This window comes from Lysobacter sp. Root983 (genome assembly GCF_001429345.1).
In the GTDB taxonomy this organism is placed as follows: Bacteria; Pseudomonadota; Gammaproteobacteria; order Xanthomonadales; family Xanthomonadaceae; genus Lysobacter.
The window spans coordinates 691,652-706,666 of sequence record NZ_LMJO01000001.1 but is presented as its reverse complement, the minus strand read 5'-3'; the positions used below and the strand labels follow the sequence as shown (position 1 = coordinate 706,666).

Genomic DNA, 15,015 nt, shown 5'->3' with positions numbered 1-15,015 from the left:
CAGGCGGCGATTGCTACGATGTACACACGATGTGCAAGCACACTCCCAAATCCATCGCCAAGCGTCTGGACGAGCTGGCCGAGCGGATGCCGCAATTGGTCGCCGATCACCCGGATGAGGGCGATTTTTGGGCGGCCTACGTCCGTGTTTCCAGCCCCATCGTTCAAGACGCGGGCGTGGTCAGCGAGCAGGCGCTGCTACACGCGCAAAGACGGCTGGAGGAGCTGCTGGCCGAGCACGACAAGATCGGATCGCTCGCGCCGCCGCCGGCCGTGGGAAGCGAGGTCGTGCCCGATTCGGATTGGTTGAGCCGAATCAGAAAGAGAAAGAAGAAGCGAATCTTCTAGCCCAGCCGAGCGCGCGGCCGCCATTGCGCCGCCCGCGCATGTCCGCGCCATCCGCCTTGTGCTTAGCCGCCTTCGTTCGCCGGTCGAGTCTTAACCCTTCATATAACCGCGCGCGCAATTCACGCCCTCGTACTCGCGCGAGCCTACTGTGGATTACCGACGCCGATGGGCGTCGGCCCCACAGGAGTAAGCAAGATGAGCGATGTCAAAAAAGACCACAGCGTCGGCGCGGGCACGGGTGCGGTAGCGGGCGCCATCGCAGGTGCCGCGGTCGGTTCCGCCGCCGGTCCCATCGGCAGCGCGGTCGGCGCGGTCGTCGGCGGCGTGGTAGGCGCCAAGGCCGGCGATTCGATCGCCGAAGCGGTCAATCCCACCGAATACACCGCCCACTTCCAGAGCGAGTACCAAAAGTCGCCGTCCTATGTGGCGGGCCGCGAATGGAGCGATTACCAGCCGGCCTATCAGTACGGCTACGACACCTACGGCGAGTACCGCGGGCAAACCTACGATGCGGTCGAAAGCGACCTGCAGCGCAAATGGGACGAAACCCGTCACGCCTCGCGTCTGCCCTGGGACGAGGCCAGGCATGCGGTGCGCGATGGCTGGCATTACATCGAGCGCGCGATGCCGGGCGACGCCGACAAAGACGGCCGCTAAGCGCGCGGCAGCGGAAGCTCGGTGGAGTTGCGGGACCGCCATGCGGTCCCGTTTCTTTTTGCGAGGCCGACACCCTTGAGTCGTGCGCGCAGCGCGCTTGCGAATCGCAGCGGCGAAGGCGCGCGCGCGCGTCAAGGCAGGGGCGTGCTCCGGTCGCCGGCGTCGGCGTGCCTGGCCAAGCCGTGCGCGAGCAGCATCGCGTCCACGCGTCGCACTACGTGCGGCTGATCTTCCGCACCGGCGCGCGCCAGGATCTGCGAGGCCAGCGCGTCGAATTGAGGCCAGAACTGCGCCGGGTGGCGCAGTCTCTCCAGCCAGGGCGGAAGCATGTCGGCCAGATGATCCAGTTCGGCATCCAGCTCCGCGCGCACGCTCATGCCGGTGGGCGCGGCCATTGCAGCTCGACCTCATGCGCGGCGCCGTCGTCGATCAGCGGGAATGCGAGGTCGGCCTGTTCCACCCCGTCCAATCGCAGCGACGCCGAGCCGCCGTCGCATTGGCGCACGCGGATCGAGTAGGCGCTGCTGCCGTGGCGGTACTGCAGGCGATACTCCGGCCATTCGGCGGGCAGGCAGGGACGCAGCGACAGCCGGTCGCCCTGGCGGTGCAGGCCCAGCAGGGATTCGGTGAGCAGGCGGTACATCCAGCCGGCCGAACCGGTGTACCAGGTCCAGCCGCCGCGGCCCACGTGCGGCGCCACCCCGTACACGTCCGCAGCCAGCACATAGGGCTCAACCTTGTAGCGCTGCACGTCATCGGCGTCGCGTGCGTGGTGGATGGGGTTGATCATGCGCGCCAGCTCCCAGGCCCGCCCGGCATCGCCGCGGTGGGCGAAGGCCATCGCCGCCCATACCGCGGCATGCGTGTACTGACCGCCGTTCTCGCGCACGCCGGGCACGTAGCCGCGGATGTAGCCGGGGTCCTTGACGGTCTTGTCGAACGGAGGGTCCAGCAGCTGGATCAATCCGGCGTCGCGCCGAACCAAGTGGCGATCCAGCGAGGCCATGGCCTGGCGCGCGCGCTCGGGATCGGCCGCGTCCGACAACACCGACCAGCTTTGCGATATCGAGTCGATCGTGCATTCGTCGCTGGCGGTGGACCCCAGCGGCGTGCCGTCGTCGAACCAGGCGCGGCGATACCACTGCCCATCCCAGGCGTTGGCTTCGAGATTCCCGCGCAGGCGTTGCGCCTGTTCGCGGCAATAGCCGGCAAAGCTGTGGTCCGCGCGCGCCTGTGCGACCTCCGCGAAGGCCTCCAGGGTTTCGAACAGGAAGAAGCCCAGCCACACGCTTTCGCCGCGGCCGGCTTCGCCGACCCGGTTCATGCCGTCGTTCCAGTCGCCGGTGCCGATCAGGGGCAGTCCGCGCTCGCCCAGCAGGGCGCAGCCGCGCTGCAGGGCGAGCACGCAATGCTCGTAGAACGACTGCTGCAGGTAGGACGGCACCGGCAGGTCGTAGTAGGACTCCTCGTCCGGGTTGACCGGACGCCCCTCGATGTAGCGCACCTTCTCGTCCAGCACGCCGGTGTCGCCGGTGACCGTCAGGTAACGGCAGGCCGCCAGCGGCAGCCACAGGTAATCGTCCGAACAGCGCGTGCGTACGCCGCGGCCCTGGGGCGGATGCCACCAGTGCAGCACGTCGCCGTTCGGGAACTGATGGGCCGCGCACAGCAGCAGATGTTCGCGGGTCAGGGCCGGCTTGGCGTGCACGCTGGCCATCACGTCCTGCAACTGATCGCGGAAACCGAAGGCGCCGCCGGACTGGTAGTAGCCGCTGCGCGCCACGTAGCGGCAGGCCAGGGTCTGGTACAGCAGCCAGCCGTTGGCCAGTGCGTCCACGCTGGGGTCGGGAGTCTGCACCTGCACGCTCGACAGCAGCGTGCGCCAGTAGATACGCACGCCGTCCAGCACATCGTGCGCCCAGCCGACGCCGCGCACCTTGGCCGCCAGCCTCAAGGCTTCGCCGTGGTCCTTGCCCATGCCCAGGCGGAACACCGTCTCGCTTTGCTCGCCGGCGGCCAGCACGATCGGCACCTGGATCGCGGCGCAGGGGTCCAGGCCCACGCCGAGGCGGCCGGACAGACGCTCGCGCCGCAGCGCCGCCGGCTCGCCCAGGCTGCCGTTGCGGCCGAGGAACTCGGTGCGGTCGGCGGTATAGCTGCAGCCGTTGGCGTCGGTGTCGAAGAAGGCGACGCGGCCGTTGAATTCGGTGTTGTAGGGATTGCGCGCGGTCAGTACGCCGTTTTCGGCGTTGAGTTCGCTGACCACGTGCATCTGCGACTTGCCGCGCAGGTCGCCCAACACCCATTCCACATAGCCGGTGGCGGACAGCCGGCGCGCGCGGCCGGACAGGTTGCGCACCTTCAGCACCGAGTACTTCACCGCGTCCTCGACGCCCACGTACACCCACAGCTCGCTGGCGATGCCGTCCTCGAGGTGTTCGTAAACGCTGTAACCGAAGCCATGGCGGGTGCGGTAGTCGCCGCGCCCGCGGCAAGGCAGCGGCATCGGCGACCACAGCCGCCCGCTGTCTTCGTCGCGCAGGTAGAAGGCCTCGCCGGCGCTGTCGGCGACCGGGTCGTTATGCCATGGCGTCAGGCGGAACTCGTGCGCGTTCTCGAACCAGGTGTAGCCCGGGGCGCTCTCGCTGACCACGGTGCCGAAGTTCGCGTTGGCCATCACATTGCACCATGGCGCCGGCGTCGGCGCGCCTTCGCGCGAAACGATCACGTACTCGCGGCCGTCGGCGGAGAACGCGCCGGTGCCGTTGTCGAACAGGAACTCTTGAGCCACTGCGTCGAACGGCCAGACGTCCTCGGCTTGGTCGTCGTGCCTGGGCGGCAGACCGTTCGATGCGTCCGTATCGGCGACCGCGGCCAGCTCCGCCGTAGCTTCCGGCAGCAGGGCGGGGATCGCCCGTTCCGGAGGCACGTGGCGGCCGATCTGGGCCGCCAGGGTGCCCTTCTGATCGTCGACGATCACGCGCGCCACCGACTGCAGCAGGATGCGATCCTCCTGCGAGATCTGCTGGGCCGGGCGCACGAAGATGCCGCCCGGCCGATCGAGAATGTTGCCTTCGGGGTCGGCCGAGACCATGCCCAGGATCAGGTCCTGCAGCTGCTGGCGGTAGCCGGCCTGGCTTTCGTTCCAGATCACCAGGTCGGCGCGCAGGCCTTTGAGGCGCCAGTACGCGTGCGCCTGCACCATCTGCCGCACCAGTTCGATGTTGTCGGCGTCGGCGATGCGCAACAGCACGATGGGCAGGTCGCCGGAGATCGCATGGCCCCACAGGCCGGATTGGCCGCGCTGGTTCTGCAGCAACACCACCGGATCGGCGCGCAGCAGGGGATGGGCGTACACGATCAGGCCGGCCAGGCGTTCGTACAACTGCGCGTCGGCCTGCGAAGCGTTGATCTGGCGGCGCACCACCTGGCTGTGCGTCCAGGCCAGGTCGAACACGCGGTCGGCCAGGCGACGGTCGCGGTACTTGTCGACCAGCCCCATGCAGGCGTCGCGATCCGCGCCCACGCCGGTGACCATGTCGATCATCGCGGTCTGCCCGGGCGCCAGTTCGATCCGGCAGCGGATCGCCACGATCGGGTCCAGCACCGAGCCTTCGGTATCCGACAGCGCCACGTCGATCGACAGCGCGCGCGGCGTGCGCGGGGTATTGCCGCGGCCGAGGAAGCGCGCGCGGTCGGTCTCGTAGGAGATCGCTCCGATATCGGCGTCGTGCGCGGCGACCAGGTGGAACATCCACGGCGGCACTTCGTCGTGCGAGCGCGGGCGTCGCGTGCACAGTAGCGCCTGCTTCTGCCTGAGGATCTCCGACTGCACGAACAGATTGCTGAAGGCCGGATGCAGTTCGTCGGCGATCGCCGGAGCCAGCACGACTTCGGCGTAGGTGGTGATTTCGATGGTGCGCGTTTGCCGGCTGCGATTGCTCAGGCGCAGCCGGCGCAGCTCGATGTCGTCCTCGGCCGAGATCGCGATTTCCAGGTGGCTCTCGTAGCCGCGCTTGCGCCCGCGGAACTCGGCCTTGGCGTCGGAGAAGATCGCCTCGTACTGGTCCACCTGCACCCCGGTCGGCTGCAGCGCGGCCGACCAGAACTCGCCGCTGTCGACGTCGCGCAAGTAACAGAAGCTGCCCCAATGGTCGCGGGTGCCGTCCTCGCGCCAGCGCGTGACCGCCATGTCCTGCTGGCGGCTGTAACCTCCGCCGGCGCTGGTCAGCAGGCCGTGATAGCGCCCGTTGGACAGCAACTGCACGGCCGGACGGGTCGTGCCGGGATTACGGAAGATCCGCAGCTGGGTTTCGGTTTCGCCGGCCGCGCCGCGCGAACCCAGGGTTTCGGCCTCGTGCGGATGGAACACGCCGGTATGCGGGATGCGTTCCTGCAACAACAGCAAGGTGGCCTGGAACTCGGCGTCGGCGACGAAGCGCCGCTGCATGGGCTGGTGGCGCAGCAGATGGTCCAGCGAGAGCAGACCCATGCCCTGGTGGTGGGCCATGAACGAGCGCACCACCACGCAGTCCTGGCCGTGCGGCACGCGCGCCGGCGTGTAGTCGATCGCTTCGTACAGGCCGAAGTCGCCGCCGAAACCTTGCGCGGTCAGCCGCTGCAGGTTCTGGCAGGCGGCTTCCGGCGCCACCATCAGCGCCATCATGCTGGCGTAGGGCGCGATCACCAGGTCCAGCCCCAGACCGCGCTTGAGGCCCAGGCCCGGCACCCCGAACGCGCGGTACTGGTAGTTCATGCGCGCATCGACCGTGTTGTAGCCGGACTCGGACACGCCCCAGGGCACGGCGCGCTGCGCGCCGTGCGCGATCTGCGCATCCACCGCGTGGCGCGAGGTCTGGTCGAGCAGGGTGTCCGGATAGCTGGGCATCACCAGCTGCGGCATCAGGTACTCGAACATCGAGCCGCTCCACGACAGCAGCGTGGCGTCGCCGTTGACCTCGGTCAGCAGGCGTCCCAGCGCGAACCAACTGTCCTGCGGCAACTGGCCCTGGGCGATCGCCACGAAGCTGCACAGCCGCGCCTCGGAGGCCAACAGATCGTAGTAGCCGGCGTCCAGGCGATGCTCGTCCACGTTGTAGCCGATCGACAGCAGATGGCGTGCGCGGTCGTAGAGGAATTCGTATTCCATCAACGAGAACTGCCCGGCGACGTGCGCGAGGCGTTCGAGTTCGTGGACGCGTGCGCGCGCGCGCTCCTGCGCCGTTGCGTTGGAGGATCGGGCCTGCAATTCGCGCAGGCTGGGGATGGGCTGGCTTTCGTCGCCATCGGTCGGCAGCGGCAGCAGACCGAAATGCCGCAGCTCGGCCAGCGCGGAGCGACAGGCGGCGGCCAAGGCGTGGACCCAGTGATCGGCGATCGGGTCCTCGCTCGCGGGCCAAACCGCCAGCACCTGGTCGGCGTGCGCGAGCAGTTCGGTCAGAGCGCGTCCGGCGTCGCCCACGGTGACGGGCGCCTGTTCGAGTAGTGGATCGAGGGTGGCGCGCAGATCGGCCAGGGCGCGCGTCAGGGCCTCGCCGTCGAGACCGGCCGCGCGTTGGGTTTCCTCCAGCACGCCCAGGGTGTCGGCCAAGCCGGCATAGGTGCTGGGCGCCAGTACTGGTGCCTCGATCAGCGCCAGCAGGCCCTGGCGCAAGGTCAGCAGATGGCCGGCGAGGTTGCCGCTGTCGACCGTGGAGATGTAGCGCGGCGGCAGCGGCTGCAGCGTTTCGGTGTCGTACCAGTTGTAGAAATGGCCGCGGTGGCGCGGCAGTGTCTCCAAGGTGGCGAAGACCCGGCGGGTGCGTTCCAGCACGCCGTCGGTCTGCAGATAGCCGAAGTCGTAGGCCGACAGATTGGCCAGCAGCGACAGGCCGATGTTGGTCGGCGAGGTACGGCGCGCGACCACCAGGGCGGGGTGCTCCTGCACATTGTCCGGCGGCAACCAGTGGTCCTCGGCGCGCACGTAGGTTTCGAAGAAGCCCCAGGTGCGGCGCGCCAATCGGCCCAGGAACGCCAGCTGCGTGGACGACAGATCGGCATCGCGCTGGGGCGGCGGATGGCCCAGCCAGGCCATCAGCGCGGGCGACAGCAGCCACAAGCCCAACAGGGGCAGGGCCAGCCATAGCGAGGTGGGCCGCACGGCGACCAACAACGCCGCCGCGGCGACGGCGAACAGCGGCGCGGCGAGCATGCCGCGCAACTCCGCGCCCATGCCGCTGCCCAGGCTGCGTTCGACCTCGCTGGACGGATTCCACTGCAGCAGATGGCGACGGCTGATCGTCAGCCGCCACAGCGTGCGCGCGATCGCGCCCAGGCTCAGCAGGGCTTCGTAGGGCAGACAGGCCAGGCCGACCGCGGCGCGCTGCAATTGCAACAGCGTGGACTTGCCCACTCTGAGCAGATGGCTCTCCAGCGGCATATCCACCGGCACGACGAAGGCTTCGCGCACCGCCGGCAGCAGCACCGGCAGCAGCCACAGGCACAGCAGCCATCCGGTCCAGGCCAGCGGATGCGCCGAGTACAGCCAGCCCCACAGCAGCAGGGCGGTGGCGGCGGCCGGCACCAGGCTGCGGCGCAGGTTGTCGAGCAGCTTGCCGCGCGACAGCCACGACAGCGGATTGCGCTCGTAGCCGCCCTGCGCGCGCGGCACCCAGGGCAGCAGCCAGGGCAGCAGTTGCCAATCGCCGCGTATCCAGCGGTAGCGCCGCTTCGCATCGGCGGCGTAGCGCGAGGGGTAGTCCTCGAACAGGCGCACGTCGCTGACCAGTCCGGCGCGCGCGTAGCAGCCTTCCAGCAGATCGTGGCTGAGGATGCGGTTGTCGGGGAAGCGATCGGCCAGCGCCGCTTCGAAGGCGTCGACGTCGTAGATGCCCTTGCCGACGAAGGAGCCTTCGCCGAACAGATCCTGGTACACGTCCGATACGGTGCGGGTGTAGGGATCGATACCCGGTTCGCTGCCGAACATGCGCGCGTAGCGGGTGCTGCGGCGTCCGCTCTGGCTGGTGCCCACGCTGGGCTGGAGGATGCCGTAGCCGCGCACCACGCGGCCGCGCTGGGCGTCGTAGCGAGCGCGGTTCAAGGGATGCGCGAGGGTACCGACGAACTCGCGCGCGGCATCGCGCGGCAGGCGGGTGTCGGTGTCCAGCGTGATCACGTAACGCACCTGGCTCAGCGCCTCGGTGTTGCCGGTCACTCGCAGGAACTCGTCCTGCGCGCCGCCGCGCAGCAGGCGGTTCAGCGCCGCCAGCTTGCCGCGCTTGCGTTCGTAGCCCATCCAGCGGCGTTCGCGCGGATTCCACTGGCGCGCGCGATGGAACAGGAAGAAGCGGTCGCCGTCTTCGGGCGCATAGCGCTCGTTGAGGGTCGCTATCCGCTGCGCGGCGCGCGCCAGCAGCGCATCGTCGGCCGGCAGGCTGGCCTGGTCGGCATCCAGAAAATCGCTGAGCAGGGCGAAATGCAGGTGGCGGTCGCGATTGGCCAAAAAGCGCACTTCCAGGCCCTCGGCCAGGCTGTCCACCGCGTCGGCGCTGCTGAGCATGCTGGGCACCACCACCAAGCTGCGGGCCTGCGCCGGTATGCCCTCGGAATAGTCCATGCGCGGCAACGGCCGCGGCGCGACCAGCAGGGTCGCGATCCAGTTGACCAGGGCGATGCCCAGTTCGCTGTAGGCGATCGCCGCCAGCACGGCCAACAGCCACAGCGTCGCCGGCTGCTGCGGCAGTTCGGAGCGGTGCGAGAGCAGGCCCCATGCGAACAGGCCGGTGACGGCGGCGATCGGCGCCAGGTAGGCGCCAAGCGGAATGCGCGCGGGGCGCAGGCGCAAGGGCCGGCGATCGGGCCCGGACGCGGCCACCGCCGCCCGGGTCAGGGGCACGCCGTCGTCGACCAGGTAGTAGCCGACATGCGCCTGGGTGTCGTCGGGCGCGGTCGCTGCGGCGCGCGAACGCGCCAGGCCCAGTACCAGCTCGGCGACCTCCGGTTCGCTGGCGCCGCTCAGGCGCGCCATCTTCTCGATCACGTGGCGGTAGCCGTCGCGCGTGCTGAAGTCCATCAGGGCGTAGGTGCCCGCGGGGTCTTCGCGCAAGCGATGTTCGACCACGCTCATGTCTTCGACGAACTCGCGCCAATCCATGGTGGCCAGGAAGCGCAGGCTGCCGATGCTGTTGCTGATCGAAACCTGGTCGGCGGCTTGCTGCTGGCTTTCCAGATGCACCAGTTCCTCGATGCTCTGGCCGCCGTCGACGACCCACTGTTCCAGCCAGGTGATCGGCATCGAGAACGCGCCGCCGCGGCCTTGCAGCCCGCGCGTGAGCTCGGACACGAAGGCGCCGGTGAGCGGCGGCTGCGAGCGCGCCATGTCGGCGACCATCAGCACCACGTCCTTGGGGTTGTCGGCGGCGGTGCGATTGAGCAGATCGGCCCACTCGCGCGCCAGACGGTGGTCGGCGCCGTCGCGCATGACCCGCACCGCCATGCGGCGCAGGTTGTCGAGCAGCGCCAGGCGCAACATGATGGGGATGGCCCACAGCTCGCCCAGCTTCAGCGGGGCGACCGACTGATAGGCGGCGACGAAGCGGCCGATGGTTTCGGCGTCGATGCGGCCGTCGCCGTGGGCGATGGCTTCCAGCGACAGGTCGTAGACGCGCGGCAGGCCGCTGGAGGGCCCCTGGCTCAGCGAGGGCAATTGCCTGCTATAGCCCTTGGGCAGATGCCGGCGCGCGGTGTGGATCTGTTCTTCCACCAGGTAATAGTTGTCGAGCAACCATTCGCCTGCCGGTGTGATGCGCATTTCGTCCTGCACCATGCGGGTGAGCAGGGTGGAGGCGTCGTCGAGCAGGCCTTCGTTCTCTTCCAGGCGACGCAGCAGCAGTTCCGGACCGGCGCGCGCGTGCAGCCGGTGCGAAGTCGCCAGGGCGCGGCCGTGCAGTTCCATCTGCTCGGCGTTGAACAGTTGCGATCGCAGGGGTTCTTCGGACGTCAGCGTGCGCTGGGTCGCTTCGCGGCGCCAGCGCCATAGGCGCCTGCGCAGGCGCAACCAATGACTGAACATCCTCCATAACTGAGGCATCGGAGACCTAAACAAGGGCGATCAGTCGCCGAGGCCTCGATCCTGGCATCTATCGCGGTACAACAAGGTGAAAATCGATCGGTCGCTTGCCTGCGCGGGCTCGCAACGCACGCGGCATCGCCGCGCTAGCGATCGTGGGTCCATGCATCGTGGATGCAGGCTGCGCCGCCCGTAGGCGCGCTTACGCGATCAACGGTGCGGCGGATGGCCGCATATAGCGTATGGTCAAGACATGATGCACGAATTCCTCACTGCGAACCGGATCGAGTTGATCGCACGGTGCCGTGAGAAGGTCGCTCAGCGCGGGACGCCGGGTGCGTCCGAGGAAGAGCTCGCATACGGCATCAGCACTTTCCTGGATCAGCTGATCAAGACGCTGGTGGTGGAAAAGACCGCCACGCCGATGCGCAGCCGGGAAGTCTCGGGGCCTTCCGGCGGCGGACAGCCGAACTTGTCGGAGATCGGCGAATCCGCCACTCAGCACGGCCGCGAGCTGCAGCGCCACGGCTTCACCGCCGAGCAGGTGGTGCACGATTACGGCGATCTTTGCCAATCGATTTCGGATTTGGCGATGGAACGCGGGCAGGCCATCGAAGTCGACGAATTCCGCACTCTCAATCGCTGCCTGGACAACGCCATCGCCAATGCGGTCACCGAGTTCGGCTACCAACGCGACTTCCTGATCGCCGACCGCCAGGCCATGCATCTGAACGAGCGCCTCGGATTCCTGGCGCACGAGCTACGCAACCAGCTTTGCACCGCGACGCTAGCCCTTTCCATCATCAAGCAAGGCAACGTGGGCTTGTCGGGCGCGACCGGCGGGGTGCTGGATCGCGCGCTGGTCGGCTTGGGCAATCTGATCGATCGTTCGCTGGCGGAGGTGCGGATGACGGCGGGGTTGCCGATTCAGCACCGTTTGTTCTCGCTGGCCGACTTCATCGCGGAGGTGAAGCAATCGGCCTCGCTGGAAGCGCAGGTCGTCGGCTGTTCCCTGATCGTATCGGACGTCGATCCGCTGCTGGCGGTGGACGTGGATCGCGACCTGTTGCTGTCCGCCGCCGGCAATCTGTTGCAGAACGCGTTCAAGTTCACGCATCCGGGCAGCGAGGTGGTGCTGAACGTCTACGCCTTGTCCGATCGCATCTTCATCGACGTGCAGGACCACTGCGGGGGGCTGGCACCCGGTGCCGCCGAAGATCTGTTTACGCCGTTCACGCAGGGCGCCGCGGATCGCAGCGGCTTGGGACTGGGCTTGTCCATCGCGCGCCGCGGCGTGGAAGCCAATCACGGCACGCTGGGCGTGCGCGACCTGCCGGGCGTCGGATGCGTATTCACGATCAATCTTCCGCGGCATGCCGTGGCGGCGTAGCGCGTGTTTCGAAGGTCGCCACGACCGCCTCAGGGCCAGGTCGTCGGGGAGCCGATGTTCGCGGGCGAAACTCCGGTCGTTGGCAAGCCCGGTAGCTTCGCTGAAGAACGCCAGGCCGCTGCGCGAGTAAGGCCTATAATGCGCGGATGGATTACCAGCTCATCATCAAGCTGTGGCGCAAGTCGCTGACAGACGAGACCTTTTTGACCACGCTGGAAAGCCAGCTGAAGGCGGCCTTGGGCGACACCGTGGAGCTGGAGGGCTACGACGTCAGCCCGAAAGAGATCAATGTGTTCATGACCACGGCCGATCCGCGGCATTCTTTCCGGCGCGCCCGCAGCGTGCTGGAGACGCTGGGCGTGGTGCAGGGCGTGTCGGCCGCCTTCCGTCTCGTCGGCGGCGCCAGTTTCACCTCGATCTGGCCGCTGCGCGCGATGCGCAAGTTCACGCTGCCGTAGAACAGGCGCGAGGCCAGGGCGCCGGTGCGCGCTGCGCCAACGCCGAATCCGGACCCCAGTCACGGATCGCGCCCCGAATGAAGCGAGACTGCCTTGAACTTGCGCGGAACACCTCGCTAGGGTCGTAAGCGTTCGCTGTCCGTTTCCGGTCGCGGCTTGCGTTGGACGATGGTCGGGCGTGCGAAAGCCCTGCGGGTGGTCGCCGCCGGTGCAGGCGCGACCCGGTGCGCCGATGTGCCGCCCCAGACGGAGTTCGCCACGAGCTCAGGGAGACGTCCGCATGACCCGCAGTCGGTTCGACCTTAAGCGCGCGAAGGTGGGGGCAGGGCGGTGGTCGCCCGCGGAGCTCGTAGGCAGGCCTACGCGTATCGCCTGGCGCGCCGCGGTTCGTTCGCTCGGTTCGGTCCACGCCCATTCGGAAATCCGCTCATGACCGAAGTCACGCCCGACCGCAGCGACTATCCGAACGACGATTTTCCTTACTACAACGCGAGGCCGGTCGCGATTTCGGGCGCGCAGTGGCTGTTCGTGCTGCTCATGGTCGCGATCGGCTTCGCAGTGCTGGCGGCGCCCATCCCGCTGTTCCGCGACGGCTGGGGCCAATTCATTCCCGCGGTCGCGTTCTTCGCGATTCCGCTGCTGGGCCTGGCGATCGTCGCCCCGCATCACTGGACCGCCGTCTTTCGTCGCGTCGGCTGGCGAGCGCTGCTGTGGATGCTCGCCTTCGCCGCGCTCAATCTGCTGGTCAGCCTGGCGGTCGGCCTGCTGGTCATGAAAGGGACCGGTGTCGCCAGTAATCCGGCCTTCGCCATCCTGGCCCAGCAAGGCACAGGCGAACGCGCCTTGTTCTTTCTCAAGACGCTGCCGCAACTATTGGGCGAAGAAGTGCTGACCGTGCTGCCTTTGCTGGCGCTGACATGGTACCTGCACAGCAAGCGGGGCTGGTCGCGTTCGCGCGCGCTGCTGGCGGCGTGGCTGGCGACCGCGGCCATGTTCGGCGCGCTGCATCTGCCCACCTACGGCTGGAACCTACTGCAGTGCCTGGTCGTGATCGGCAGCGCGCGGTTGGTGCTTACGCTGGCCTATCTCAAAACCAAGAACCTGTGGGTGTCGTTCGGCGCGCATGTGATCAACGACTGGTCGCTGTTCGGTGTCGGCCTGCTGGGCGCGAGCGCGAGCGCCGTGTGAGCTTGCCGGTGCGGTTCGCGGCGGGCGCCGAGGTATGCGTACCGAGTTTTCACCGGATCGAGGTGGGCAAGATGGCAAGAATACGCGCACCGCCATCGACGCCATCGACGTTCGGGTTTCATTGGCGGGCGCACGGGCATCATCAGCTCCGTGCGTTCGATTGCCGCAACGCGCTTCCCCCAACCCAAGGAGTTCCCAAGATGAAATGGATCCTCGTCTCCACCGCCGCCGCCGCGTCCCTGTTCGCCTGCAATGCCTACGCCGGCCTGCCGCAGCTCAACGGCACCTGCCCGGGCAAGCTGTCGGTGCACGCCGACGAAGGCGGCCCGGTGTACATCAACGGCAAGGAAACCAAGCTCAAGCGCTTCAACGACAACTACTACGAAGCCAAGGACGCCACCAGCGGCGTGACCTTGTCGATCAGCATCAATCCCGACGGCTCGCCCAGCCTGTCCTACACCGGCAAGAACCGCGCTAACGGCGTGTGCCAGCTCGGTGCCGCCGCCGCCGCGCAGCCCGCGGCCGCGCCCAAGACCGGCGCGCGCGAATCGCATCCGGCCGCCGAGAAGGCCTGCCTGGCCGCGGTCGCCAAGACCACCAAGGTCCAGGCGAACACCCTGTCGGTGATCAGCGCCGAGTGGAGTCAGGCCGGCACCGGGGTCAAGGTCAAGGTGCCGGGCGCCGACGCGCCGTGGGCCTGCATGGTCGACGACAAGGGCAAGGTCTGGAACGTCAGCTACACCGGTTCGGAAGGCAAGCTCTAAGCCGAAGATCGGTTTGAGACGCCGCGCGATCGGCAAGATCGCGCGGCGTGCGGGCTCAGGCCGAGGCCTGGGCGGCCTCGTCGATCAGCGCGGCGACTTCGGCTGGCTGCGAGGCCAGCGAGGCGTGGCTGGCCGCCAGCTCTATCACCTTGCGCGCGCCCATTCGCGCCGACATGCGCTTTTGGTTCTCGGGCGCGATCATGCGGTCCTGGCTGGAGATCTGATACCAGGACGGCTTGTGTTTCCAGGCCGGCGCGCTCACCGCATCGCCGAAGGTGCTGGCCAGCGGCGCCTTCTGGGTGATGCCCATGACGTAGCCCTCGTCGGGCGTGAGGTCCTGGCAGAAGCTTTCATGGAACTTGTCGGCCTGCACCCACAGGTAGCCGTCGCTGTCGGGCGCCAGGTTCGAGGCCGCGATCGGCACGTGCTCCTGGGTGATGCCGCCGGGACTTTCGCCGGCATCCGGCGCGAAGGCGGCGATGTAGACCAGGGCGACCACGTTGGGCAGGTTGCCCGCTTGGCTGATCACCGCGCCGCCGTAGGAATGCCCGACCAGCACCACCGGCCCGTCGACCTGGGCGACCATCTTGCGGGTGCGCTCGGCGTCGTCGGCCAGCGAGGTCAGCGGCAGCTCGACCGCGCGAATCGAGCCATAGCCCTGGCGCTTGAGCTCCAGGATGACCTTGTTCCAATGGGCGGCGCCGCCCCAGAAACCGTGTACCAGCACCACCGTGGGCTTGCCGCTCATGATCGCTCTCCTGACGTTGGGGGCGCCGACGGTGTGCCGGCAGGGCCGGTCGGCGCGGCCTTGGCGGGCGGACATCGGTCGAGCCGTAGGCGGCGGGGAGCGGATCCGTGCGGTGGCCGGTGCGATGGCGGTCGAGCGGTGCGGCCCGCACAGACTCGATCCGGGCGCGTTAAATCCGGGCGAAATGTGGCGCCGGTGTGGATGCTGGGATAGGCGGGCGACGGACCCCTGATGCAGGGGCGGACCCAGGCCACGAGCCGCATCGCGATCGCGTCGTGTCCGGATACGCCGCGCCCGCGACGCCGGCGCCTATCCGCGGCTGCGTGGTCGGTCCCACGCGCGGAACTGCGCGCCTGATCTCGCCCCATGCGACGCGCACGGCGCAGCCTCGACGCAACGGCCGTCGTGCCGATGGCA

The 15,015-nt window shown here is 68.2% G+C and carries 9 protein-coding genes; 6 read left to right on the top strand and 3 right to left on the bottom strand.

Annotated features, from left to right (window positions below):
• Positions 1 to 29 precede the first annotated feature (29 nt).
• Positions 30 to 347, top strand: a complete 318-nt coding sequence (locus ASE43_RS03085; protein ID WP_056175010.1) for a hypothetical protein — start codon at positions 30 to 32, stop codon at positions 345 to 347.
• Between the two features lie 195 nt (positions 348 to 542).
• Positions 543 to 1,004 (top strand): hypothetical protein, encoded by a 462-nt coding sequence (locus ASE43_RS03080; RefSeq protein WP_057159432.1) that lies wholly within the window; start codon positions 543 to 545, stop codon positions 1,002 to 1,004.
• 131 nt (positions 1,005 to 1,135) lie between these two features.
• On the opposite strand, the gene ASE43_RS03075 is transcribed toward ASE43_RS03080, so the two are convergent.
• Together ASE43_RS03075 and ASE43_RS03070 are read right to left on the bottom strand one after the other, a co-directional pair.
• Entirely contained in the window at positions 1,136 to 1,399 is a 264-nt protein-coding gene (locus tag ASE43_RS03075) for a hypothetical protein (protein ID WP_235568634.1), read from the bottom strand.
• Positions 1,378 to 9,936, bottom strand: coding sequence for a glycoside hydrolase family 94 protein (locus ASE43_RS03070; protein WP_057159851.1), 8,559 nt, complete (start codon positions 9,934 to 9,936; stop codon positions 1,378 to 1,380). The genes ASE43_RS03075 and ASE43_RS03070 overlap by 22 nt, the downstream gene beginning before the upstream one ends.
• A 367-nt stretch (positions 9,937 to 10,303) precedes the next feature.
• Here ASE43_RS03070 and ASE43_RS03065 point away from each other — a divergent pair, with 367 nt between their 5' ends.
• From ASE43_RS03065 to ASE43_RS03050, 4 genes are all read left to right on the top strand, one after another.
• Entirely contained in the window at positions 10,304 to 11,440 is a 1,137-nt protein-coding gene (locus ASE43_RS03065) for a HAMP domain-containing sensor histidine kinase (RefSeq protein WP_200956203.1), read from the top strand.
• Between the two features lie 146 nt (positions 11,441 to 11,586).
• Positions 11,587 to 11,898 (top strand): hypothetical protein, encoded by a 312-nt coding sequence (locus ASE43_RS03060; protein ID WP_057159431.1) that lies wholly within the window; start codon positions 11,587 to 11,589, stop codon positions 11,896 to 11,898.
• Positions 11,899 to 12,327: 429 nt separating this feature from the next.
• The gene (locus tag ASE43_RS03055) at positions 12,328 to 13,086 is read left to right on the top strand and encodes a CPBP family glutamic-type intramembrane protease (RefSeq protein ID WP_057159430.1); all 759 of its coding nucleotides are present in this window, start codon (positions 12,328 to 12,330) and stop codon (positions 13,084 to 13,086) included.
• A gap of 200 nt (positions 13,087 to 13,286) precedes the next feature.
• A complete protein-coding gene (locus ASE43_RS03050; RefSeq protein ID WP_057159429.1) occupies positions 13,287 to 13,850 on the top strand; it encodes a hypothetical protein in 564 nt (187 codons plus the stop codon).
• 55 nt (positions 13,851 to 13,905) lie between these two features.
• Here the strand turns inward: ASE43_RS03050 and ASE43_RS03045 are convergent, their stop codons facing one another.
• Positions 13,906 to 14,598 carry an alpha/beta hydrolase gene (locus ASE43_RS03045; RefSeq protein ID WP_057159428.1) on the bottom strand — a complete coding sequence of 231 codons (693 nt, stop codon included), beginning with the start codon at positions 14,596 to 14,598 and terminating at the stop codon, positions 13,906 to 13,908.
• Positions 14,599 to 15,015: the final 417 nt, after the last annotated feature.

Bases quoted from the DNA above. Each gene is read 5' to 3' on its own strand.
- ASE43_RS03045 (WP_057159428.1), bottom strand. From the start codon at position 14,598: ATGAGCGGCAAGCCCACGGTGGTGCTGGTACACGGTTTCTGGGGCGGC.
- ASE43_RS03075 (WP_235568634.1), bottom strand. From the start codon at position 1,399: ATGGCCGCGCCCACCGGCATGAGCGTGCGCGCGGAGCTGGATGCCGAA.
- ASE43_RS03070 (WP_057159851.1), bottom strand. From the start codon at position 9,936: ATGGAACTGCACGGCCGCGCCCTGGCGACTTCGCACCGGCTGCACGCG.
- ASE43_RS03085 (WP_056175010.1), top strand. From the start codon at position 30: ATGTGCAAGCACACTCCCAAATCCATCGCCAAGCGTCTGGACGAGCTG.
- ASE43_RS03050 (WP_057159429.1), top strand. From the start codon at position 13,287: ATGAAATGGATCCTCGTCTCCACCGCCGCCGCCGCGTCCCTGTTCGCC.
- ASE43_RS03055 (WP_057159430.1), top strand. From the start codon at position 12,328: ATGACCGAAGTCACGCCCGACCGCAGCGACTATCCGAACGACGATTTT.
- ASE43_RS03065 (WP_200956203.1), top strand. From the start codon at position 10,304: ATGATGCACGAATTCCTCACTGCGAACCGGATCGAGTTGATCGCACGG.
- ASE43_RS03060 (WP_057159431.1), top strand. From the start codon at position 11,587: ATGGATTACCAGCTCATCATCAAGCTGTGGCGCAAGTCGCTGACAGAC.
- ASE43_RS03080 (WP_057159432.1), top strand. From the start codon at position 543: ATGAGCGATGTCAAAAAAGACCACAGCGTCGGCGCGGGCACGGGTGCG.